This window comes from Paenarthrobacter sp. 2TAF44, assembly GCF_052114885.1.
Classification (GTDB): Bacteria; Actinomycetota; Actinomycetes; order Actinomycetales; family Micrococcaceae; genus Arthrobacter.
Map to the genome: position 1 here is coordinate 23,799 of NZ_JBFRFP010000017.1, position 22,723 is coordinate 46,521.

Below are 22,723 nucleotides of genomic sequence, written 5' to 3' on the forward strand. Positions count from 1 at the left end.
TTCTACGACACATAAACTTATCTGTCGTACAATTTATCCATGGTCTATCGCAGTCCGCTCATCGACAAGCTCCCCAAGGGCTCTCCCTTCACCGTCAATGAGGCCTCTAGATTGGGGGTACCAAAGGCGAGCTTGTATCGGCTCCGCGACTCGGGCGTTATCGATCAACTAGGACCAGGGCTGTACTTTTTGAGCCGGAGTCTCGATGCCGACTTGGATCTGCTTGAGGCTGCATATAAGGCGCCGTTAGCTACCATCTGCCTCAGCAGCGCACTTGCGAGGCACGGCCTCATCGACGAGATCCCTTCCACAATTGACTTGGCCCTACCGCGCGGTAAGACGCCTCCGAAAATCGCGGGACCAATCACTTGGCATCAGTTCGACAAAGCAACGTTCGATCTCGACCGCACCCTGGTCCCGATTGAAGGCGTGGAAGATGCCCACATAGGCATCTATTCGGCCGAACGATCCATAGTTGACGCCTTCCGCCTTCGAGCCAGCGCCGGATATGAAACGGGCATCGAAGCCTTGAGAAATTGGCTCAAGCGCCCTGGATCACAACCGGCACGACTCATGGAGCTTTCCACGGCTATTCCTCGATCCAAAGGACCCCTTCGTGTGGCCATGGAGGTCCTTCTATGAGCTCCAGCGAGATCTACCGGCAACTGCAAGCCGTTGCGCGCAAAAGGGGTCGGCCATCGGAGGAGATTTTCGTCTTATACGCACTGGAGCGATTTCTTGCGCGGCTCAGCGACACCCGTCATGCTGGTGATTTCTGCCTCAAGGGCGGGGTCCTGCTCTCAGCTCATGCTCTTCGCCGACCCACGCGCGACATCGATATGCAGGCCCTCGACTTCCAACTCGACGTAACTCGTATCACCGAAGTGGTCAAAAACGGTTTCCGACGTCGTCGTCGACGACGGCCTGGTTTTCAACACCGACGATCTGACGACCGAGCAGATTCGGGACGAGGATGAATACAGCGGTCTACGGGTGGCCCTACCTGCGACGTTGTATCGCGCAAATATCGTCATCAAACTCGACATCAGCACAGGCGACCCCATCTGGCCCGCGCCGGAGCTCATCAAAATTCCGTCACTGCTTTCCGGGTTCGTGAAGATGCAGGGCCATCCTCTCCTCACCGTAATTGCTGAGAAAACAGTGACGATGCTCCAGCGCGGAACGGCCAGCACCCGCTGGCGCGATCTACTCGATGTCGCACTCCTCTCTGAGCGATTCGAGTTCAAGGCCCGGGAGGTAAGGCAAGCGGCAATTCAAGTTGCTCAACATCGAGGCGTCGATCTCGCCCCACTCCGCGGCCTGCTCGGTGGCTACGGCCAGGATGGCAGGCAGGCAAAATGGGCGGCGTGGCGCCGGAAACTGAAGCTTGAGGAGATGTGCCAGCGCGACCTGGAGGCCCAGGTCGAACTTGTGCTGACGTTTATCGAGCCAGTCTTCAACGGCACGGCGGCCGATCACCACAGCTGGAACCCTGGCACGCGATCATGGTCCTAGGGGTCTGTCGCCCGTCAATCCACCGAAGTGGCGCGCCGCCGTCGTGCGTGCAGCCAGACTCATCAAGCCCCGCTGTCCACCGTGAGCACAACCTTTCCGCGAGTGTGCCCTTCCATGTTGAGCCGGAACGCATCTGCCGCTTTAGCCAAGGGAAGCGCCTCCGCTACCTCTACCCGGATCTTGTGTTCGTCCACCAGGTCAGCGAGCTGCTGCAGTTCGGCACCAACGGGATTCACCCACATCCAGGTTCCGCCGTGCGACTCCACCTCACTGTCCGCAATGGACGCATGCCGACCTCCGTCGGACAGGACCTTCAGCGTCGCCTCGAGGTTTCCGCCTGCAAAGTCCGCCACAACGTCCACTCCAGCAGGACTCAGCGCACGCACGCGATCGGACAGCCCCTCACCATATGCCACCGCTTCGGCCCCGAGGGACTTGAGGAATTCGTGGTTCCTTTCCGACGCGGTCGCGATGACCCGTGCGCCGAGCGCCACGGCGATCTGAACGCCGAGGGATCCGACACCGCCAGAACCGCCATGGATCAAAACCGTCTCTCCCGCCTTGAGCCCTAGACGATTGAGCACCTGGAAGGCCGTGAGACCGGCCAAAGGAAGCCCGGCCGACTGGTTCCAATCCAGGGAGGCCGGCTTCCTGGCAAGAAGCCGCTCCGGGAGCGCAATGTATTCAGCAAAACTTCCGCCGTGAACATAGTCCTTGCGGCCATAGGAGATAACTTCGTCGCCGGGCTTGAAATGCGGGGCGTCGATTCCCACAGACTCCACCACTCCCGCCACATCCCACCCCGGAATGGCCGGGAACTGCAGATCCATGAAGGAGTCCAGGTAACCGGCCATAATCTTCCAGTCGACAGGATTTACCGACGCCGCCTTTACCTTCACCAGGACCATGCCCGGGCCAACTTTAGGCATTGGCTGCTCGGTCAGCTCAAGGACGTCCGGGTTTCCATACTCGCTATAGGTAATTGCCTTCATGCTTGCGACAACTGCCCTCCCCGCGAGGCTATTCCGACGCGCGAGGTGACTCGTGCAGAACTTTCGCGGCCAGCTCTTTAGCCCAGCCCACAGCTTCTGGTTGCGCATCGAGATTTGAATTCGATACAGCTCCGTCGTAGAGCAGCCGGAGCCGGGCGGCCACGCCTGCCGGTTCGACAAAGCCTGCTTCTTCACAGAGGGAAAGCATCGCATTTGAAAGCCAGTCCCGGAAGGCCCGGAGCGCCTCGGCCTCCACACTTCCGGGAAGTGCCTCTGCGCTGGCATTGGCGAAGGGACATCCCCTCCATCCGGGAGAAGAGACCGTTTCCTGCAGCGCATCAAAGATGGCCAAGAGCTTGTCGACCGGATCATCCAAACCCTGCTGGAACCTCGCAATGCGTTCGCGCCGTTGACGGTCGCGACCCTCCAGGTAGGCGGCGACTAGATCGTCCTTGCCCGAAAAGTTGTAGAAGAGCGAGCCCTTGGCTACGCCTGCCTCTTCGATTAGGCGGTCAATGCCAACAGTGTGGACACCTTCGGCATAAAACAACTTGTCTGCAGCATCGAGGAGCCGCTGACGAGCCGGAAGTTTGGTGGAGGCCATGCATTAAGCATATCAGACAGATCTGTCTAAAATTTCTTGACTCTATTGAACCGACCTGTCTAACTGGGATTAGACCGTTCTGTCTAAGGAGCTTCACTTGTCCCGTACCTTGTCACCATCCCGGCCACCCCGCACGTTCCCGGCCAAAGCGGCTTTTCCCGGGCTAGCCGTGGTCTTCGCCGCATTCTTTTTCGCGGCAGGGGCACCCACGCCTTTGCTCTCGCTCCGGCAGCAGGAGTGGGGCTTTTCGGCGGCCACCCTTAGCCTCGCCTTCGCCATCTACGCAATAGGCCTGTTGGCAGCGCTGCTGGTGGGAGGCTCACTTTCGGATCACCTGGGCAGGCGCCCAGTCATGCTGATTGCCTTGTACACCGAGCTGATTTCCATGATCGCGTTCATGGTTGCATCCACCATTACCTGGATGATTATCGCGAGGGCCCTGCAAGGAATCGCCACCGGCATTGCAACAAGCGCCTTCAACGCAGCCATCGCCGAGCAAGCACCGTCACACCGTAAGAAACTCGCTGGCGGCCTTGCGGGTGCGTCAGTGGCTGGGGGTCTTGGCATCGGAGCCCTCGTAACGGGTGCCGCAGTTCAGTTCACAGCGGACGCCAACCTGCTCATTTTCGCCATTCTCACGGGCGTCATGATCCTGGCCATCGTTTTTGTCAGGTTTACAGCAGAAACAACGCCAAAACGCCCCGGGGCAGCTCGATCCCTCACACCCCGGCTCAGTCTTCCAGCTGGCATCCGACGAGAATTCGCAGCGGGCATCCCGGTTCACATTGCCGGCTGGATGTTCCCTGCCTTCTTCCTTGGGCTCTTCCCCCCACTGCTCCGGCTGCACTTTGCACTGGATGGGGGCCTGGTGGCAGGTTTCTCCGCATTTCTGGGTCCATTCTCCGCCGCCATTGCAGGGCTCTTGTTCGCCCGGCACCCTGCCCGGCATGGCTCCCTTGTTGGAGTGTCCCTCATCCTGGTGGGGATAGTGGCGGTCCTCCTGGGAGTCAGTGAAAAATGGCTTGCCGCCGTCTGGGTCGGCGCCGTACTTGGCGGTCTCGGATTCGGCGGCTCCTTTGGAGGGCAACTTCGCCTGATCGCACCCCATATCCAGCCCCAACAACGCGCGGGAGTCTTCTCCGCCATCTATACGGCGGCCTATCTGGCCTTCAGCGTGCCGGTCATCATCGCTGGCCTTCTCGCGCCCATCTGGGGACTTGTGCCCACACTGCAGGCCTACGGAGTGGTCATCATGGCCGCTGCCGCAGTGGGCATCATCGTCCAGGCAGCTAGGTTGAGATCGGATGCTGCGCAGAAGGCGGTCGCAGTCCTCCCGTGACCAAAACGGCGTGACCAAAACGGCGGGCCACCCGCCGGTTCAACATGGAACCGAGGGTGACCCGCCGTCGTCGTAAATTGCAGTGAAACTTAGTCGTTGATCAGGTCGTGTACCACGATCGTCTGGTCCCGGTCGGGGCCGACGCCGATGGCCGAGAAGCGCGTGCCGGAGAGTTTTTCCAGGGCCAGCACGTAGTTGCGGGCGTTCTCCGGGAGGTCCTCCAGGGTGCGGGCACCGGTGATGTCCTCGGTCCAGCCGTCGAAGTACTCGAAGATCGGCACAGCGTGGTGGAACTCCGTCTGCGTCATGGGCATTTCGTCGTGACGGACGCCGTCCACATCGTAGGCAACGCAGACCGGGATCTGCTCGATGCCTGTGAGGACGTCCAGCTTGGTCACGAAGTAGTCCGTGAAGCCGTTGACGCGGGAAGCGTGGCGGGCCAGCACGGCGTCGTACCAACCGCAACGGCGGGGACGGCCGGTGTTTACACCGAACTCGCCACCGGTCTTCTGCAGGTACATACCCATTTCGTCGAACAGTTCAGTGGGGAACGGACCGGCGCCAACACGTGTGGTGTAAGCCTTGATGATGCCGATGGAACGGGAAATACGCGTGGGACCAATACCCGAGCCGACGGACGCACCGCCCGCCGTCGGGTTGGATGAGGTGACGAACGGGTACGTGCCGTGGTCAACGTCCAGGAACGTTGCCTGGCCACCTTCCATGAGCACAACTTTGCCCTCGTCCAACGCGTTGTTCAGCTCCAGCGTGCTGTCGATAACCAGCGGGCGAAGTCGTTCAGCGAAGGAGAGGAAGTAGTCCACGATCTCGTCCACCACGATGTCGCGGCGGTTGTAGACCTTGACCAGGAGTTCATTCTTCTGGCGCAGCGAACCCTCCACCTTCTGGCGGAGGATCGATTCATCGAAGACGTCCTGGACGCGGATGCCCAGGCGGGCCACCTTGTCCATGTAGGCCGGGCCAATGCCGCGGCCGGTAGTGCCGATGGCGCGGCTGCCGAGGAAGCGCTCCGTGACCTTGTCCAGAACCTGGTGGTACGGGGCGACGAGGTGCGCATTGGCCGATACGCGCAGGCGGGAGGTGTCCGCGCCACGGGCCTCAAGGCCGTCGATTTCCTGGAAGAGTGCCTCGAGGTTCACCACGCAGCCGTTGCCAATAATGGGAATTGCGTTGGGGCTCAGAATGCCCGCGGGAAGGAGCTTCAGCTCATACTTCTCACCGCCAACCACCACGGTGTGCCCGGCGTTGTTACCGCCGTTGGGCTTAACCACGTAGTCAACACGGCCACCGAGCAGATCGGTAGCTTTGCCTTTGCCTTCGTCGCCCCACTGGGCTCCGACGATCACGATAGCGGGCATGGGATCCTCCCCCATTCTTTCGGGCGAGACCAGGCCGGATGGCCGGGACTCGACGCCGTACATGAGAATGCCCCGACTTACCGGTGCAGCCTGCCGCGGACGGCAGCGTACGCAAGAGTTTCGGGGCTCTTACCAGCCAAGTTTAGCCGATGGCAACGGTTTCTCTGGTGTTTGGCCGGTGTTGGCGTGGAGTTGTGGACAAGTCAAGGTACTGCCAGGGCGGCTGGACCGGCCGACGAACTGCCCAACGAAAGACTCAGCAGACCCGCACTGTCCACCAGCCCCACACGAATGGCGGAAACCTTGTACTCCCCCGTCGCTGCCGTAACGTCAGCCGGCTTGGTGCCTGGCCAGCTTTGATCGGGTTGGACGTTGACATTGATGGCCACCAGTGTGCGGACTGCTGTCAGGACAGGCCCGACGGCGTTGATCACCGGCGTGATCAGCAACTGGAGGCTGCTGCCCAGGTTGGCGACAATTCCCGTGTTGAAGATGGTGGTGTTGAGGACGTTCTTGACCACGGTGTTGCTGCCGGTTGTCAGAGGACCCAGGAGGGAGTTGAGCAACGTTGTCACCACCCCGAGCGCGTTACCTCCCAGCACCTGGGTGGAAATTTGGGGTGCAGGTGCCGTGCCCGCGAGGAAACTGCCAAGAGAGGCTGGTCCCATGACAACAGTCACTTTGGCCAGGGGGGTCCCAAGCACCGGAGCCTTGAGGTCAATGGTGGTGGTTGCCTGGAGCGAGATGCTGCTGAGTGCAGTGTTAACGGCCGCCAGCACGCGGTTCTTCCACGAGTCCAGCAACGCGGTGACCCTGTTGGTGACGGCGGTGGCCATGGCGGCGTCCAGGACCACTGCGTGGTTGGGCTCCATGCCATTGAGACCCGTCACTGAACTGCCTGTAAGGGCCGCGATGTTGACCTTGATGGTGCCGGTTCCCAGGTTGACCGTGACAATCCCGTCGGTCATGGACTCGGTCATCATTGCGGTTACCCCGCTCAGATCCGGGGCGGACAACGTGGCCGTAGTGCTGTAGGTCCCCACCGCCAGCGTGGTCAACAGTGGGTCCACGATGCCCTTGATGCCATCAGAGATCCCCGTGGTCAACCCGCCCGTCCCCAGCAAAGCATTCAGTTGCGTGGGAACAGCCGCCACCAACGACGCCCCACCGGTGGACAACGTCCCGACCGCGGGAATGGCCGCCGTCAGGTCCAGCCCGGCGATCCCGTACTGGCGCTGCACGGTGGGAGTGGGGTTCAGCATCGGCCAGCCGTTGGTCATGACACAGGCGTCAAGCGCTGACGACGACGCCACGGCCCCAACGTCCAATGTCACGCCGGCCAAGGAACCGGGGACGATGTTTCCCAAGGAAATACTGGCCGACTTCGGCGCAGAGGCGGCTCCCTGCGCGGTGCCGGCGACGTCCACGGCACCGGTCTGATCAGACACCAGGCCGGCCGCTCCGTGAGCCTGCCCGCTCTTCTGCGATCGAGCCCACTGCGAGTAGGTGCCCAAGCTACCCACTGGCGCCCCTAATCCCAGACCCAGCGAGACCGGGCTGCTGCCCAAGGCCGTGACCGGGATTTTTGTGACGAAGGCATCGGTGGTGCCAGGTACAAGCACGGCAGAGACCGGTGTGGGGGTGGCTACGGTGCCATTGTTCACCACGGTCAGCCCCTGGACTCCCGCCACGGTATCCAGGTTGGTGTTGAGCACTGTGCCGTGCAGTTCCCTTGCCCAAGCCTGGTTGGTGAACATGGAGTTGGTACTGCAGTCCCCGGGCGAACTCACTCCGACGGCGCTCTTCACCCATTCGCTGTCTGTCCAGGCCGCGGTGGTCAGGCCCGTGGTGGCAGCCAAGGCGATGGCAGAGACTGCCGCGACGAGGATCGAGCGACGTGGCCGGTTGAGGAATGCCCGGCGGACCAGCGAGCCCCGGGCCGTCATGCGTCGTGTCCCTTGGATTCACGCGGTCGCTTCATCGATGCCAGGACGGCCGTTCCCAGGAGGAGCATCGCGCCACCAGCGAAGAGTGCCGGGAGGGAAGAGGCACCGGTGTTTCCAAGGGGTTCCTTGCTTCCGCCATCGGCCACCGGTGGCAGCGAAGGTGCGCTGGCACCGTCGTCGTCCCCCATGGCACTGACCCCGATACCCAAGGTGAGCGTCGCGTCCGCGGAAGGGCCGGCGTCGGGAGGCCCGGCCAAGGTGAAGCGGAGGTAGGGCGACGTTCCCGTCCGGAGGTTGCTGAGCGGTATTCGGATGGCTTGGTTCCAGTCGTTGAGACGGGTGGGCGCAATCCTGGACCTTGATGACCCGCCGGGGCATTCCAGGTGCTGGTTCAGCCCGCTGTCGCCCTGCCACGGAGATGTGCACTCGTCCACGGCGATTGCGTATCCGTCAGCAGCGGCCAGGGTGCCTGCGGCAGTGAGTTGGAGGGCAGAGTTGGCCTCCGGCTTGTCCAATGACAAACCGATCTGCCACACGAACGAGTCGCCCGGCCCCAGTTGCGGGAACTCAAGCGGATACACGGAAGAGGAGAGCCACAGGAGGCCGGGGGTCCCGGTCTGGGGCACAGGGATGAGGTGGTCGGCAGCCTGGGCGGGGAGGGCACAGCCCAGCGCGCTTACGACGACGGCACAAACTGCCGCTGCGGGCCTCACCGCCCGGATCCACTGCTTCACCGCTTTTTCACCTCCCTGTTGACACCACACCTTTGTGACGGGCGGCCCGCTTGGGCCAGTACGCCCACACAACAAGAGCGGCCACCGCCATGGTGGCGGCGCCGATGAAGCCGGGGCCCCGCATCGCCATCACCCAGGAACCAACCGCAGGAACTGTTGCCAGTACCTTCTGGGCGGTCTCCACCTGGTAGGGCAGCGGGTCCTCTGAGCTGTTCGCGTCGCCCTTGAGCCGCAGCGACGCGCCGGAACCGGAAGGATCCACCGACACCACGCGGTGCGTTACCAGGACCCCGGATTCTGAACGCTTAACGGATACGACGTCGCCCGGGATCAATTCCGCCGCTGGCACCTGGACTGTGAGGGACAAGGCTCCCACCGGATAGATGGGCTCCATGGATCCGGTCCTGAACACCACGAAAGATGCTTTGTAGGCGAAGCCCAGGAGCAGCGCCACAATGCACACTAACCCGAGCACGGCCACCAATGTCAGGGCAATCTCACGGGAGAGGTTGAGGATGCGGGACAAGACGGCCCAGAAGCCCGTCCCTCCTAAGGCAGGGGCCGAAGGGGGCAATGGGGACGAGCTCCTGGTCCGGGTCAATGGCTCTGTCACAGAACCGTATTACGAGCTGACGATGCTGGTGAACCTCCACAGCGGAACCGTCTGCTTACCCTGCAAGGTCACGTCGGTCACGGCGGACGGGAGGGTGATGGCGAAGCAAATGTTCACTGCCATGCCGGCCGTTGCAGCATCGGCGCCCTTCGGCAGGGAAATGGGGGTGTTGGAGTTGGTTGTCAACGGGACACCTGCCGCAGCGGAACCAACGATGTCCGTGCCGCCGGTCAGGGTGCCTGCCGCACAGTTCGCCGGAGTCACACCCTGGACAGCGCGGTACGTCAGGGCGTTGTAGAGGGCCAGGGAATTGGTGGTGGTGTCAGCCGCGGGGGCTGTCCCGCCGAGCTTGACTGCCTCCGCCAAAGTGGCCGTGAGGGCTTCGGAACCCGCTGCTGCCCGCAGCTGCATGGGCGCATAGGCCGTATCTCCGGGCTTCAGCGCGGCCGAGATGGCGCCGAAGGTGAGTGCGCCATCGGTGGTCGAGCTCGGCACCGTGGGAATGTTCGGCTTGTCGCTCCACGCATCGGCGCCCGTGCCGTTGGTGTTGCTGAACGTGTTCTGCTCCATGTGGTAGGTCAGCGTGCCCGGGCCTTTGTCCCCACCGGAGTTACCGAAAACCCACTCGTTGTCCGTCCAGGCGGCCAGCGTGAACGCGGCACCTACGCCCAGGACAAGCCCGCCCGCAAGAAGCGCGCGAACCTTCGTTGCTTTATTCGTTGACGTCTTTGCGACCATTGTCTAACCCCCACGGTTGATGATGCTGAGCTGGTGGGGAGGCCGAACGGTTTCCCCCGAAACCAGTGGTTTCACCGTCATTATCCGGGGAAGGAAAAGCGCCCTCCGGCGGAGGTGCACTTTAGGGTTAACGGCAGCTCTCGACGTCGGCGCGGAGGACGTTGGGCGCCTTACCCGCCGGCCACGAATCGAAGGGCCGCTTCGGCGAACGCGGGCCACTGGGAGCGCGAACTGAAAGGCACTTCCACCCAGTCCTTGAACGGTCGCTTCATGCCGGACGGATCAAAAAGCACGGCCCCGGGAAGGGCCAGGGCACGCGCATGTTCGGGAGTCTCCTTGCCAAGTTTGAACACCACTTTGTCCCCGTTCAAACAGGCCAGCGCCTTCTTGTCCAGCATGAGCGAGCTGGCGCCGAACATTTTCCCTGTGACCACTCCTGCGGATGCGAGCTCCGAACCCAGCTCCTGGAAAGCAGTAACGGCGGCAGCGGGCGATTCTTGTTTCTCCATACCGGGCATCTTGCCGGAAATGACGCACCGGCGTCGAGGGCTGCGCCGCAGAGGTGAGGCCGGAGTTGCGCGGTCCGTCGAGATTCCAGACACGTTTCCGGGGCAACACGCCGCGTCTCATTTGGGGGCGCGCCGAAACAGGGTGCTGCAGCGCCCATAGTCCGGTAAGGTTAGTTAGCCCCCAACAGCACCCTTTGAGGTTCGGCAGCGGCATGCCCGCGGCCCCTTGGAAAGGTGCGCGCAGTAACACCTAGGAGACCAAACCCCTGATGCAAGAACTGGCGACTGAATCACCCGAAGAAATCCTCTGGAACCGCCGCTACGAACCGCACATCGCCGAGGTCAACGAGCTGTGCGACTCCATCAAGGAGCAGAAGCCGGGCAGCGAGGTCCTCTACATCGACCCCGCCCACAGCATGGATGACTGCCGCATCGTCAGCCTTTTCTCCAATCAGCGCACCAACTCCGGCGAAGGATTCATCAACCCGGGTGACGAAGAAGCAGCCACCCGCATGCTCGGCATGCAGTGGCAGCTGGGTCTCCGCCCGGAGCTCATGATGCCGTGGAACGCGTACCCGTGGATCGAGCCCAACGAGGAACCGGGCAAGCTGACGCCAGCCAACATCACCGAAGGCCTGAAGCCGCTCCTGCGCTTGCTCGCGATCCTGCCGCGCACGTCCGCCCTCGTGGCACACGGCAATGAGGCACACCGCCTCGCCGACCAATTGATGAAGGCCGCCCCTGCCAGCATCGCCCGCCGCGGCTTCAAGACCTTCAAAGTCCGCTCCCTTGGTGGCCGCTCCTTCGCAGGCACACCCGCGCGCCAGCAGGAATACCTGGACGCCATCCACGGCGCCTATGCCGAGGCAATGGCGCGCACGGGCATCCCGCGCAAGGCTTAGTCTCCCCCTTCGTTGCAGTCCGCAACGAGCTAACGACGGCGGCCCCCACCTTTTGGTGAGGGCCGCCGTCGTCGTTCGCTTTAGCAGCGCAGGCCTTAGCTGGCCTCGATCGCTGCCTTGGCCTTCGGATCTGAGTCGTTCAGGAACTTCTCGATCCGCTCGGGCTCTTCGAGTTCACCGATGGCAGCGGCGGCACGACCCAGTGCGTAGAGCGCGCGCAGGAAGCCCTGGTTGGGCTCGTGCTCCCACGGGATCGGTCCCACACCGCGCCAGCCGTTGCGGCGCAGCGAGTCCAGTCCCCGGTGGTAGCCTACGCGGGCGTAAGCGTAAGAGTCGATGGTGCGACCCTCTGCCCAGGCTTCCTCAGCGAGGATTGCCCAGAGAAGAGACGACGTGGGGTTCTTCTCCACGAGGTCCAGCGCTTCCTTGCCGAGAGCCAGGTGCTGATAGACCTCGGTTTCGGCGGGCAGGAGCGTGGGCTCAGGCCCCATCAGGTTCTTCCGGAATTCGTCGGACATTAGAAAGTCTTGCCGACCGATCCGAGCTGCTGTGCGGCTTCGACGATGCGCGCGGCCATGCCGGCTTCGGCGGAAGCGCCCCAGACGCGGGGGTCGTAGGTCTTCTTGTTGCCCATTTCGCCGTCGACCTTCAGGACGCCGTCGTAGTTGGAGAACATGTGGCCGGCAACCGGGCGGGTGAACGCGTACTGGGTGTCGGTGTCGATGTTCATCTTGATGACACCGTAGGAAACGGCGTCAGCGATTTCCTGCTCGGAGGAGCCAGAACCGCCGTGGAACACGAGGTCGAACGGGTTATCCTTGCCGATCTTGGCGCCAACCTCGGACTGGATCTGCTTGAGCAGTTCCGGGCGGAGCTTGACGTTGCCCGGCTTGTACACGCCGTGCACGTTGCCGAAGGTCAGGGCGGTGAGGTAACGGCCGTTTTCGCCGGCGCCCAGGGCCTCGATGGTTGCGAGAGCGTCTTCGGTGGTGGTGTAGAGCTTCTCGTTGATTTCGTTCTCAACGCCGTCTTCTTCGCCACCGACGGTGCCGATTTCGACCTCGAGGATGATCTTCGCTGCAGCTGCGCGTTCAAGCAGTTCGCGTCCGATGCGCAGGTTCTCAGAGAGGGTCTCGTGCGAGCCGTCCCACATGTGCGAGTTGAAGATGGGGTCCTTGCCGGCCTTTACAGCTTCCTCGGAAGCAGAAAGCAGCGGAAGAACGAAGTCTGCAAGCTTGTCCTGCGGGCAGTGGTCCGTGTGCAGGGCGATGTTGACGTTGTAGTTCTTGGCAACTTCGCGGGCGAACGCGGCGAAACCGAGCGAACCGGCAACCATGTCCTTGACCGAAGCGCCGGACCAGTAGGCCGCGCCACCGGTGGAAACCTGGATGATGCCGTCGGATTCGGCCTCGGCGAAACCGCGGATCGCAGCGTTCAGAGTCTGCGACGACGTCACGTTGACCGCGGGGAAAGCGAATCCGCCAGCCTTTGCGCGGTCGATCATCTCGGAGTAAATCTCTGGGGTTGCAATGGGCATGGTGACTCCTATGCTGAATTCGTCTGTGGGTTGGTAACCCTGGAGTAGACCGCTTACGGCTAGCTCCCATCCTAGCGATATCCGCCGGGACGCCGTGTTTCGGGTCACTGGAGCTCTTAACACTTCCGCCGAGTTGGCATTTAATGACAATCCCACGCTCTGGCATTGCCATTAACTGTCACCTCGGCGCGGCTCCCACCCACGGCTTTGGAGCGCCCGGCGGACTTTGTGTACGACGGCGGGCCACTCACCTTGGAGGTCGTGCTTGGAGATCCGGACTTCCAGCCAGCCCAGGGCGAGGGACTTCTCTTGACGTTCGATGTCCCGCAGATGTTGCTCGGCCGAGCCATGGTGTTGGCCGTCGTATTGGAGCGAGATCCGGTATTCGAGGTAAGCGGCATCCGGCCACAGCACGGCGTGGCCCAAGTTATTGCGAACCACGTGGTTGAGTTGGGGCTCGGGCAGGTTTGCATTAAGCAGTGCCAGTCGCATCAGCGATTCCGGGGCAGAATCAGCGCCCCCGCGTAATAGGTCCAATGCTGCCCGTGCCGTGCGCACTCCCCGCATTCCCGGATGCCTGTCCACCACGTTCCGTAGCTCCTCAATGCTGCACACTGCTTCCTTGGGCACAGGAAAATCGGCGCCGTGGGAGCAGACCAGGGAATCACCGGCCGCAACCAGGTCCTCCACAGTCAGCGTTGCGGCCAAGTCCAACCACGTCCGCGCAGGCGAGGTGAGCCTGACGCCGTCGTGCTCCCCCACCTCATCCGGCTGGAAGGTGAGCAAGTGCCCCACGACATTGACCCTCCGCGGAAAACTAAATCCCCTCCGCCGCGCCAGGTGAATGCGCCAATCTCCGCTATAGCTGGACGGCAACGGCACACCCCAGATCCGTGCGGCCGAGAGCGAGACGAGGATGGAGGAATCATCCAAATCCGTATAAGCGTGCAAAGCAGAAGCTCCGGAAGCATCGGACCCGGCAGGAACCCTGATCCCCCGCGAAACCAACACCAGATCCTTGGCGTGGGTTCGGGACCGAGGCACGCCGGCCTTGTCCGATGCTCGCACAGAGAATGATCCAGTGGTCAGATGGTCCGGAAGTGATGCCCTGCGCATGCCCCATTCTGGCTGGTTTACAAGGCGCTCCGTCGGCTTATCCACAGGCTGGCGCTCCCGTGGCTCGCCGAGTTGGCAGTTAATGGCAATCCGGAGCTCTGGGATTGCCATTAAATGCCACCTCGGCGAAGAGACTAGGCGACCGGCTGCTGGAACACGTGCCGGCGAACCCACGCATGCATCGCGATCGCCGCAGCGGAGGCAGCATTCATGGAGCGCGTGGAGCCGAACTGCTCAATGGACAGCGTAGCAACGGCAGCTTCATGCACCTCGGGTGTGAGGCCTGGGCCTTCCTGCCCGAATACAAGGACGCACTTTTCCGGGAGGTCGTAGGTCTCCAGCGGCACGGAATCCGGGAAGATATCGATGCCGATCACGGCAAGCCCCTCCCCTTGCGCCCACTGGACAAACTCCTCAACTGTGGGGTGATGGCGGACGTGCTGGTAGCGGTCGGTGACCATGGCCCCGCGACGGTTCCACCGGCGTCGACCGATGATGTGGACCTCTTTGGCGAGGAACGCATTCGCTGTGCGCACAACCGTTCCGATGTTGAGGTCGTGCTGCCAGTTCTCGATCGCGATGTGGAATTCGTGCCGCTTGGAATCCAGGTCTGCGACGATCGCCTCATGCTTCCAATACCTGTACTGGTCCACCACATTGCGGCGGTCGCCGTCCCTGAGCAGGTCCGGGTCCCAGTGCTCGCCAACGGGCCACTCGCCTTCCCAAGGCCCGACGCCGACCTCCGGCTTTGCTTCAGCCCCGCCTTCTGCCGCGGTTCCGTTAACTTCCACGGTTCCGTCAGCTTCTACTGCGGTGTGGGCAGGGGTGGGCAGGGCCGTGTTGGGGGGAAGGTCACTCACCCCTCAACTTTAGCCCTGCCCGTCTTGGCCTCTTTGCCCGAGCGCCTAGACCATCTTCCACTTGTTGATGCGGTACGAGTTGGCGAGCTGCTCCATCAGGCCGGGGTGGGCATCCCAGTAGGTCTTGTGCCCGCTAACGCCCAGCATCTGCGGAGTTCCCCACGGCGTCACCGAGAACAGGTTGACTGCCTGGATTTCTTCGCCGCGCGCGTTGGTGCAGGTGAAGCCAATGACCACGGCAGCACCACGGCGGAATTCGCGGATCTCGGGCATCGAGGTCTTGAAGTCCGAGGTGCACTTGTGGCCCACCAGGTTCTGGGGCAGTTCCGTGGCGGTCATCCCCTTGTACCGGGCCTCGATGTCCTCGATGGCGGCCTTGATCTCTTTCGGGTCCTTGCCGAACTTGCCTTCGTCGGACTCGGCGAAGAACGCATACGCGAGGGCAATGCCGTCGCCGTCCGCCTCCACGGTGCCTTGGGCCTTCTTCTGGATTTCTTCACCGGTGGTGGGGTCCTTGGTGATCCCGAAGGATTCGTCGTGGGTCCACTCGGCCAGGTACTGGAAGGAAGATTCACCAGTGACCCACTTGCTGAACAGCGGATCGCCGTCGGCCGGAACATTCGTCGGGCCGGCAAATTCTTCCCACACGCTGGGCAGCGGGATAGCACCCTCCGGAATCTCCGAGGAAGCGGTTGCCTCGCCAGACGGCTCTGCGGACGGTTCGGACGCTGCGTCGGAGGCTTCGTCCGAGGCACTGGCCGAAGACACCGGACTCTCTACGGCCACGGGTTTGGTCACCGAAGGAATCAACCATGCGAACACGACTACCAGCGCAATGATAACGACGACGGCGACCCCGCCGAGGATCAGGAACAGCGCCTTTTTGTTGTGATCACCCGGGCCCTGGCCGGGTCCGCCGGGCTGACCAGGGTAACCAGGTTGACCGGGGTAACCAGGCTGGCCGGGGTAGCCGCTGCCCGGTGAGGTGAAACCGGGCTGACCCTGCTGCGTCTGTGGGTAGCGGTGGACCGTTTCGGCGAACTCGCCGTCAGGGTAACCCTGCTGGGTCGGCAATTGTTGCGCGGGGAAAGCCTGGGTCACTTCCGGCTGTGTGGGGAGAGCCTGAGTTTGGCCCTCCTGCCCCTGCGCTTCCGGATGGTACTGCCCTTCCGGCTGGTACTGCGCTTCCGGCTGATACATAGGCTGGGTCGGGCCCGGCTGATACTGCCGATACTGCTCCTGGCCGGTGTCATAGCGCGGCTGCGGCACGCCGTCGGGATTGTAGGGAGGCTGCGGCACTCCGTTGCTGTTGGTCATGACAGGCCCTTTCAAACGTGTTGAGTACCGGCGTATCTGGGGATATCCGGTTGTCGATCCAGTGCTGGGGACCTGCTGAAGTGCGGCGACACAAAAAATCCACCATGTCGATCCCCCGACCCACGGTGGTGGCACGCCTGCGCCGGAACAAGCGTAGTCGAGGCTGAGCCGCCCGACGCAAGTCAAAGCCGAATATCCGCATGGGCAGAACTACCCACGCAGGCACACCATGGGATGTCTCCCTTCGAACCGCGATTTTTATTCGAAGCGTGTAGCCGTCACGGAAGTAGTTCGCCGGATCAGGCCAAAGGTGGCGATGACAGCGCTGAGCGCCAGGAGCAGGCTCAGCGCCAAGGCAATGAAATATCCGGGCTCCGGCCACGAGAGTTGGTATGCGTCGTTAATTGCCGTGACCATGAGCCAGGCCGTGAGGAACCCGAGGCCGATGGAAAGCAGCAGCACGCTCAGGAGGGGAACTGCAGCTTCCCGGGCGATGATCCGACGCAGAATTGAGGCTGGCATCCCCATAAGGCGCATAAGCCCAAGAACCCTTTGCCGGTCCAGGATTGCCGAGGCCGTCCCAACAGCGAGGGAAAGCCCGGCGATGGCGACGGCAACGAACATTCCGAGGTACGCAAGCACGGCAAGGCCCTGGATCAGGCGTTTGGATGATTGCAAGTGAAAGTCAGATGGGGAGGACGCAGGGGTGGCCGTGACTCCCGAGCGGCTCAACGCAGTCCGAGCGCGGTCCATGGCCTCAGGAGTGCCGTCGGTGTCCACCACTATGACAACCGGAACAAGACCCGCGAGTGTCCCATCGGGAGCCGCTGTCAAGACCAGCGGCTGAGCTGTCCAGAAGTAGAGGAAGGCGCTGTCCACAGCAACCGTTTCTGCTGCTGGAATGTCCTCGAACCCCAAGGCCCGAGCTTCTGAGGCCCGGAAGTAGAGCTCGGGTCCGGCGCCCCGGTCCGAAAGCACAGCCGAGCCATAGCCAATGGTGGCGCTGAGAATTCCGGGCAATTCCTTCGCAGCTAAAGCCGCTTTCCCTACCCGGACCTGTGTTTCTCCAGACCCCACAGTTGCGTGGAGGCTGGTGGGCTGCATCAACCCGGGGCGCGGCTGTGGACTCTCGGTGGATTCCAGGATGCTGGATGCGCCGGCGAAAACCGAGACAACAAACACTGCAATCACAAGCCCCGATACGGACCGGAAAGTAGCCGCCGGAGTCTTTTGAATACGGCTTGCGGCAACGATTGCGGCCGCGCTTCGTGCCTGTCGCTGGCCCATCCGGCTCACCATTCGAGTCAGCCACGGGCCGATCACAACGATGCCCGCAAGAACCATCATGAATCCGACCACCAAGAGCGTGGACTCAAGCCATGGCAGCCGGAAATTCAGAACACGGATGAGAACAACCGCCAAAGTCATGAAGGCGAGCCCCATAACCAGCGGCACTGTTCGCCAAATTGTTGGCTTCTTCTCGTGAACCACCCTCGTCACCCCTAGAGGCCCAACGTCTGCGCGTGCGGTCCGAATGGCGGCGACAAGTGCAGACGCCACCACAACTACAGCCACCACCGCCACATTGGCCGCCAATCCGGTGTGGAGATCAGCAGCAAACATTCTGGTGCCATTGATCGGTATCTGGGCAGTGGCAGGCTTCAACATCACCGCCAGGGCAAGGCCTATCGCGGCACCGATCAGGCTGGGGATGGCAATTTCCACGGCGGCAATCCGGGAGACCGTGCCGGGTGACGCCCCAATGAGTCGCAGGGTCGCAAACCGTTCGCGTCGCTGCGCTGCTCCTAAATCTGTGACGATGCTGATCAACAGCAACACCGGAAAGAACACTGCTATGGCTCCGACAAGGAGCACCGTGGTGTAGGAGGCGGCGCTGCCTCCGTACGGGTTGCTGGTGAAGTCCGAAACCAACGAGGCGTTTCCGCTCTTTCGAAGCTCTGCCTCCGAGGCCCCCGTGATGACCACCAGGGAATCGGGCCCCGGCAGGGCAGCGTCGTTGATCACGCCGGCAAACTCCCCAAACCGGTCTCCGAGCTGATCCCGGGGCGTCGATTCGATCAGGCGTTGTAGCGCTGGCGAGGCGTAATAGCTCCCGAATTCCGGCGGGCTACCAATTCCCGGGGTGCTCACGGTCGTCGAGGGAAGTGCAGCGAAATCGCGGCGCTCAATGAGTTGGTCCCGGAAGATCTCCAGCCCATTGCTCCGCATGAGCACTGTTTCCTGAGTCAAGGGGATAGGAGCTGCAACGCCCGAAGCATCGATCGAATCCGATACGGACGGATGCCCCGTTTCGCGCAGCCAGGCGCCACGGTCGTCCCGGGCTTGCAATCCGTTGGCGCCACCCCAGAGCAACGACAAAAGACAGACCCCGACGGCGACTCCTCCAGCGATTCCAGTCAACCTGCCATAGGCGGAGCGGCTGCCGGCCACAGCCAGGCGGAAAAGTCCCCAGTTCACGTGGACACCCGGTATCCGGCGCCCAGAGCACCATCGCGCACAATGACTTCCCGATCTGCATAGGCAGCGGTTCGGGCATCGTGGGTGATCATCACCACCGTCGTGTCGGCTTCGCGGACAAGATCGAGCATCAAGGTGAGTACGTTTTCCGAGGCGAGGGAGTCCAACGAGCCAGTGGGTTCATCTGCGAACAACACCGCAGGGGACGTCACCAAGGCACGGCCAACAGCAACACGTTGGGCTTGGCCACCAGACAATTCGCCAGGCAGCTTTTCGCCCAGTCCGTCCAAGCCAAGACGTTGCAGCATGTCTCTGGATCGCTCCAGCGCTTCAGGTCGTTTGATCCCCTTAAGCAGCAACGGGATGCTGACGTTATCGACCGCGCTGAGTTCCGGCAGCAACTGCCCGAATTGAAAGACGAATCCAAAGTCCGTCAGCCGCAGCCGGGCCCGCTTGGTCTCCTTGAGTTCGTTGAGGTGCAAGGGCACTTCGTCAACGGGGTTGTACGTCACCGTTCCGCGGTCGGGCACGAGGACCCCGGCCAGGCAGTGCAGCAGCGTGGACTTCCCGGAACCTGATGAACCCATGACGGCCAATACTTCCCCGGCATGGACATCCAGGTCTATTCCGCGGAGCGCCTCCGTCGGGCCAAAGGAGTGGTGCAACCCGCGGGCACTGAGGATGGGTGTTTGGATGCTCATGCGCTCTGAAGCTCCTTTTTGAGTTGGGACAGGCGGGTGGCCGTGAGGTCGATCCATCTCAAGTCCGCTTCGATGTGGAACAGACCGTGGTCACACATCAGTACCTGCAGCAGGCCTGCTTCCTTCTTCGCGCGCGTCAGTTCCCGCATCCGGGCCATGTGTTGGCTGCGCTGCACGTCAAGGAGCCGCTCGGCGTCGTCATCCAGCAGCAGTGCGATGACGGTTTTCGCAAAGAGGTTGCTCTGCAGGGATTCCGAGGGAATGTCGGGAGTGAAGAGCCACTCGCGCACTGTGGCTTCTCCGGCGTCGGTAATCGCATACTTTTTTCGATCAGGACCTCCCCCGGTCTCTTCGCCCAAAGCCCGGATCAACTCATCACGGACCATCCGCGCCAGCGTGGAATACACCTGTCCGTAGGCCAGCGCCTTGCCTGCTCCGAAGTATCGGTCGTAAGAGTGCTTGAGGTCGTAGCCGTAGCTGGGCTCGCGATTCAAAAGGCCCAGAAGGGTGAGTGAGTTGTTCACAGCTCCATCTATACACTGAGTTTATAGTTAACGCCATCGAGACCACGGGATGTCACCCCGGCCGAATAATGAAAGACTGGGAGGCAGTGCATGACCAATCCCAGCCGGAGGCAAATATGGCAGAAGAATCCACGCCCCACACGTCCGCATCGGTTTACCGGAACGGCCACGAAATCGAATGCTGGCTCACGGACATGGACGGCGTGCTGGTTCATGAAAACCAGGCGATCCCGGGTGCAGCCGAGCTCATCCAGCGCTGGGTGGATACGTCCAAGCGCTTCCTTGTCCTGACGAACAATTCCATCTTCACCCCCCGGGACCTCGCGGCCCGCCTCCGCGCCTCCGGCCTGGAAGTTCCGGAGGAGAACATCTGGACGTCCGCGCTGGCCACGGCCCAGTTCCTCAAGGACCAGGTCCAGTCCTCTGATTCCGGCAACCGCGCTTACACCATTGGCGAGGCCGGCCTCACCACTGCATTGCACGAAGCCGGATTCATCCTTACGGACACGGAACCTGACTTCGTGGTGCTCGGCGAAACCCGCACTTACTCTTTCGAAGCGATCACCATGGCGGTCCGGCACATCCTGGCCGGCGCCCGTTTCATCGCGACCAACCCTGATGCCACTGGCCCTTCCAAGGACGGCCCCATGCCGGCAACGGGCGCAATCGCGGCAATGATCACCAAGGCCACGGGCCGCGAACCGTACATCGTGGGCAAGCCGAACCCCATGATGTTCCGCTCGGCCATGAACCAGATCGACGCCCACTCGGAGACCACGGCCATGATCGGCGACCGCATGGACACGGACATCGTGGCAGGTATGGAAGCTGGCCTCCACACGGTCCTGGTGCTCAGCGGCATCACCCAGCGCGAGGAAATCGTGTCGTTCCCGTTCCGACCCAACCAGATCCTGAGCTCCGTGGCCGACCTCAAGAGCCAGATCTAAAGCCAAAGGAGTCCTGTCGTGGCTGTGCTCAACCTCCGTCCTCTGGCCGGTGGCCGGATATTGAGGGGGAGCCAGCCGTTTGGCCTGGATGCAGCCGCGACATCGGGATTCCTGGCGCAGCATGGCATCCAGGCCATCATGGACCTGCGCAGCGAGCTCGAGCGGTCTTTGGTTCCGTGGCTGGTTCCGGGCGGCCCCTCTCCTTCGAACGCGTCCAAGCCCGACGGCGGTGGCGGGAGTACCGCCGTCGTCGGACCCGCCGTCGAGCTCATCCACAATCCGTTGGATCCCAACACGGTGGCGGGGTCGCTGCAGGCAGTGGAGACTCCGGAAGATCTGGGAGATCTGTATTTGGGCTGGATCCGCGTCAGACCCGATTGGGTAGCCGATGCCCTGCGTCCTGTCGCGGAAGGCAAACGCACACTGGTTCATTGTTCGCTGGGCAAGGACCGGACTGGAGTGGTGTCGGCGATCGCGCTCATGGCCGCGGGTGAATCGGACGAGGCCGTGGTGAAGGACTACACGGCCACCACGCGCAACCTTCCGAACCTGCTTCAGGTCATGGCCGAGACATGGCGGCTCCACGTCCCGTCCACTCCCGCGCAGTATTTCAGCCCTGACCTCATGATCCTGCAGAGCCCTGAAGCCGCGATCCGGCATTTCCTGGTGGGCTTCGCGCGGGAATTCGGGGATGCTCGCAGCTTCCTGCGCGAGGCGGGCCTCACCGCCGTCGAGGTTGAAGCACTGCGGGGCTGAACCGCTGCGGGGTGATGCAGCGGAGCCCAGCAATAAAACCTACGCTGGCCGGATAACCCGTCCATTCGGCTCCTGGTACGACGGCTCCTCGGGTGCAGGCGGCAGCGGTTCCAGCTCATTCTGGACCCGCTCCAACAGGGGCCGATAAATGTCGGCACTCCACTGCGGGCTGGCATGGGCGGGCCGGGCACCATCCGTACTGAGCACCGGGAGCTTCATGTTCGCCGCGAAGACCTTGCTCCACGCAGCCCGAGCAGACTCGTAGTTGACCGTCTTGTCCTCGGAGTTGCCCAGGAACGCCATTTTGGCCGAGCCGATTTTGCCGGCGAGACGCAGGCCATCGAAGTGGTAAATGTACGCAGACTCCGTCTGGATCAGCACGCTGGAGGGGGCAATTGGCGAGAGCTGCTCCAGGCTTTGGTCCAGGATTTGCCGCCAAGTGCGTTCGTCCTTGTGCGCCACCCGCTCCCCCAGTTCATAGCCGCCACGCAGGACTGAAGGGATGCGGAAGCCATTCTCATAAAGGAACACCACGCCGTCGAACCAGCTCTGATCCAGCACATCAGCGCGGCTGAAGGGACTGGAATCCAGGACGATCAGCTGGGTCTCCACACCATGCAGTTCCAGCAGACGGGCGGCAACTTGCGTGGCGAGCATCCCACCGAAGCTGTGGCCGTAGAAATACAGCTTCTCCAGCCCCAGTTCGCGAACGTGAAGAACTAGTTCGCGGACCACCTCATCAACGTCCAGGCCAAGGTTGGAATACCCGACGGCGGCAAGGCGGCCGCGCTGGTGCAGGGCGGGGCGCAGCGAGTTCAGGATCCACTGTGCCTCTTCCCAACTGGTTTTATACCCGGGAAACAGGATCCAGCTGGCCTTCGGAAAGTAGAGATCCGAGTAGGAGTCCGGAACGCGGAGGATCTTGGTGGCCCGACGCTCGGCCTGCACGTGCCGGGTAAACAGCATGTCTCCGGCCAGTGCCACGGAAACCCCTGCAGTGATAAGGAAGTCGCGGCGCGATATCCGCTTTATCCGGGAAACCTGGGGCAGGATCCGAGCCCAGTCGGCCGGATCGGCAGCATCCCCTGAGCCGGATCCGGGCATGGCAGAGCCCCGGCCAGGGAGGTTTTCGTTCACCTCCGGCGGAGCCTGGAGCTTCCCTACTTGAACGTCCACGCAGCTAGCATAGGCTTCGCGGGCACTGCCTTACAGCCCC

At 62.3% G+C, this 22,723-nt stretch carries 24 protein-coding genes; 7 read left to right on the forward strand and 17 right to left on the reverse strand.

What is annotated here, in order from left to right; translation table 11 throughout:
* Window positions 1-39 precede the first annotated feature (39 nt).
* The 3 genes from AB4Z15_RS16745 to AB4Z15_RS16755 are packed head-to-tail and all read left to right on the forward strand — an operon-like array spanning window position 40 to window position 1,515.
* Complete coding sequence (locus AB4Z15_RS16745) at window positions 40-642, forward strand: type IV toxin-antitoxin system AbiEi family antitoxin domain-containing protein (protein WP_442018183.1); 603 nt, start codon at window positions 40-42, stop codon at window positions 640-642.
* On the forward strand, window positions 639-977 hold the full coding sequence (locus AB4Z15_RS16750; RefSeq protein ID WP_442018184.1) for a nucleotidyl transferase AbiEii/AbiGii toxin family protein: 339 nt from the start codon (window positions 639-641) through the stop codon (window positions 975-977). Before AB4Z15_RS16745 ends, AB4Z15_RS16750 begins: the two co-directional genes overlap by 4 nt.
* On the forward strand, window positions 925-1,515 hold the full coding sequence (locus tag AB4Z15_RS16755; protein WP_442018254.1) for a nucleotidyl transferase AbiEii/AbiGii toxin family protein: 591 nt from the start codon (window positions 925-927) through the stop codon (window positions 1,513-1,515). Before AB4Z15_RS16750 ends, AB4Z15_RS16755 begins: the two co-directional genes overlap by 53 nt.
* A 62-nt stretch (window positions 1,516-1,577) precedes the next feature.
* Here AB4Z15_RS16755 and AB4Z15_RS16760 read toward each other — a convergent pair whose 3' ends face one another.
* Complete coding sequence (locus tag AB4Z15_RS16760) at window positions 1,578-2,507, reverse strand: NADP-dependent oxidoreductase (protein WP_442018185.1); 930 nt, start codon at window positions 2,505-2,507, stop codon at window positions 1,578-1,580.
* Between the two features lie 28 nt (window positions 2,508-2,535).
* Window positions 2,536-3,111, reverse strand: coding sequence for a TetR/AcrR family transcriptional regulator (locus AB4Z15_RS16765; RefSeq protein WP_442018186.1), 576 nt, complete (start codon window positions 3,109-3,111; stop codon window positions 2,536-2,538).
* Window positions 3,112-3,208: 97 nt separating this feature from the next.
* On the opposite strand from AB4Z15_RS16765, the gene AB4Z15_RS16770 reads away from it, so the two are divergent.
* Entirely contained in the window at window positions 3,209-4,450 is a 1,242-nt protein-coding gene (locus tag AB4Z15_RS16770; RefSeq protein WP_442018187.1) for an MFS transporter, read from the forward strand.
* Window positions 4,451-4,539: 89 nt separating this feature from the next.
* Here AB4Z15_RS16770 and AB4Z15_RS16775 read toward each other — a convergent pair whose 3' ends face one another.
* The 6 genes from AB4Z15_RS16775 to AB4Z15_RS16800 form a co-directional block, all read right to left on the reverse strand.
* The gene (locus tag AB4Z15_RS16775) at window positions 4,540-5,829 is read right to left on the reverse strand and encodes an adenylosuccinate synthase (protein ID WP_442018188.1); all 1,290 of its coding nucleotides are present in this window, start codon (window positions 5,827-5,829) and stop codon (window positions 4,540-4,542) included.
* 203 nt (window positions 5,830-6,032) lie between these two features.
* Window positions 6,033-7,775 carry a choice-of-anchor G family protein gene (locus AB4Z15_RS16780; protein ID WP_442018189.1) on the reverse strand — a complete coding sequence of 581 codons (1,743 nt, stop codon included), beginning with the start codon at window positions 7,773-7,775 and terminating at the stop codon, window positions 6,033-6,035.
* Window positions 7,772-8,509: an LPXTG cell wall anchor domain-containing protein gene (locus AB4Z15_RS16785; RefSeq protein ID WP_442018190.1), complete on the reverse strand. Its 738-nt coding sequence runs from the start codon at window positions 8,507-8,509 to the stop codon at window positions 7,772-7,774. Before AB4Z15_RS16785 ends, AB4Z15_RS16780 begins: the two co-directional genes overlap by 4 nt.
* A 7-nt stretch (window positions 8,510-8,516) precedes the next feature.
* Complete coding sequence (locus tag AB4Z15_RS16790) at window positions 8,517-9,083, reverse strand: signal peptidase I (RefSeq protein WP_442018191.1); 567 nt, start codon at window positions 9,081-9,083, stop codon at window positions 8,517-8,519.
* 48 nt (window positions 9,084-9,131) lie between these two features.
* Window positions 9,132-9,860 (reverse strand): SipW-dependent-type signal peptide-containing protein, encoded by a 729-nt coding sequence (locus tag AB4Z15_RS16795; RefSeq protein ID WP_442004155.1) that lies wholly within the window; start codon window positions 9,858-9,860, stop codon window positions 9,132-9,134.
* Between the two features lie 170 nt (window positions 9,861-10,030).
* A complete protein-coding gene (locus AB4Z15_RS16800) occupies window positions 10,031-10,369 on the reverse strand; it encodes a hypothetical protein (protein WP_442004154.1) in 339 nt (112 codons plus the stop codon).
* Between the two features lie 269 nt (window positions 10,370-10,638).
* On the opposite strand from AB4Z15_RS16800, the gene AB4Z15_RS16805 reads away from it, so the two are divergent.
* Window positions 10,639-11,271: a uracil-DNA glycosylase gene (locus AB4Z15_RS16805; RefSeq protein ID WP_431117920.1), complete on the forward strand. Its 633-nt coding sequence runs from the start codon at window positions 10,639-10,641 to the stop codon at window positions 11,269-11,271.
* Window positions 11,272-11,366: 95 nt separating this feature from the next.
* On the opposite strand, the gene AB4Z15_RS16810 is transcribed toward AB4Z15_RS16805, so the two are convergent.
* From AB4Z15_RS16810 to AB4Z15_RS16845, 8 genes are all read right to left on the reverse strand, one after another.
* Window positions 11,367-11,789, reverse strand: a complete 423-nt coding sequence (locus tag AB4Z15_RS16810; RefSeq protein ID WP_442018192.1) for a DUF3151 domain-containing protein — start codon at window positions 11,787-11,789, stop codon at window positions 11,367-11,369.
* Window positions 11,789-12,808, reverse strand: a complete 1,020-nt coding sequence (gene fbaA, locus AB4Z15_RS16815; protein WP_431117919.1) for a class II fructose-bisphosphate aldolase — start codon at window positions 12,806-12,808, stop codon at window positions 11,789-11,791. The genes AB4Z15_RS16810 and fbaA overlap by 1 nt, the downstream gene beginning before the upstream one ends.
* A 171-nt stretch (window positions 12,809-12,979) precedes the next feature.
* On the reverse strand, window positions 12,980-14,035 hold the full coding sequence (locus AB4Z15_RS16820; protein ID WP_442018193.1) for an endonuclease domain-containing protein: 1,056 nt from the start codon (window positions 14,033-14,035) through the stop codon (window positions 12,980-12,982).
* A 23-nt stretch (window positions 14,036-14,058) separates the two neighbouring features.
* The gene (locus tag AB4Z15_RS16825) at window positions 14,059-14,784 is read right to left on the reverse strand and encodes a TrmH family RNA methyltransferase (RefSeq protein WP_442018194.1); all 726 of its coding nucleotides are present in this window, start codon (window positions 14,782-14,784) and stop codon (window positions 14,059-14,061) included.
* 45 nt (window positions 14,785-14,829) lie between these two features.
* Window positions 14,830-16,101: a hypothetical protein gene (locus AB4Z15_RS16830; RefSeq protein ID WP_442018195.1), complete on the reverse strand. Its 1,272-nt coding sequence runs from the start codon at window positions 16,099-16,101 to the stop codon at window positions 14,830-14,832.
* 258 nt (window positions 16,102-16,359) lie between these two features.
* The gene (locus tag AB4Z15_RS16835) at window positions 16,360-18,579 is read right to left on the reverse strand and encodes an FtsX-like permease family protein (protein ID WP_442018196.1); all 2,220 of its coding nucleotides are present in this window, start codon (window positions 18,577-18,579) and stop codon (window positions 16,360-16,362) included.
* A complete protein-coding gene (locus AB4Z15_RS16840) occupies window positions 18,576-19,280 on the reverse strand; it encodes an ABC transporter ATP-binding protein (protein WP_442018197.1) in 705 nt (234 codons plus the stop codon). The genes AB4Z15_RS16835 and AB4Z15_RS16840 overlap by 4 nt, the downstream gene beginning before the upstream one ends.
* On the reverse strand, window positions 19,277-19,804 hold the full coding sequence (locus tag AB4Z15_RS16845; protein ID WP_442018198.1) for a PadR family transcriptional regulator: 528 nt from the start codon (window positions 19,802-19,804) through the stop codon (window positions 19,277-19,279). Before AB4Z15_RS16845 ends, AB4Z15_RS16840 begins: the two co-directional genes overlap by 4 nt.
* Window positions 19,805-19,920: 116 nt before the next feature.
* Between AB4Z15_RS16845 and AB4Z15_RS16850 the strand changes: the two genes are divergently transcribed.
* Window positions 19,921-20,751, forward strand: coding sequence for an HAD-IIA family hydrolase (locus tag AB4Z15_RS16850; RefSeq protein ID WP_223935648.1), 831 nt, complete (start codon window positions 19,921-19,923; stop codon window positions 20,749-20,751).
* An 18-nt stretch (window positions 20,752-20,769) separates the two neighbouring features.
* Window positions 20,770-21,507, forward strand: a complete 738-nt coding sequence (locus AB4Z15_RS16855; protein WP_442018199.1) for a tyrosine-protein phosphatase — start codon at window positions 20,770-20,772, stop codon at window positions 21,505-21,507.
* Window positions 21,508-21,546: 39 nt separating this feature from the next.
* On the opposite strand, the gene AB4Z15_RS16860 is transcribed toward AB4Z15_RS16855, so the two are convergent.
* Window positions 21,547-22,683 carry an alpha/beta fold hydrolase gene (locus tag AB4Z15_RS16860; protein ID WP_442018200.1) on the reverse strand — a complete coding sequence of 379 codons (1,137 nt, stop codon included), beginning with the start codon at window positions 22,681-22,683 and terminating at the stop codon, window positions 21,547-21,549.
* Between the last annotated feature and the right edge of the window lie 40 nt (window positions 22,684-22,723).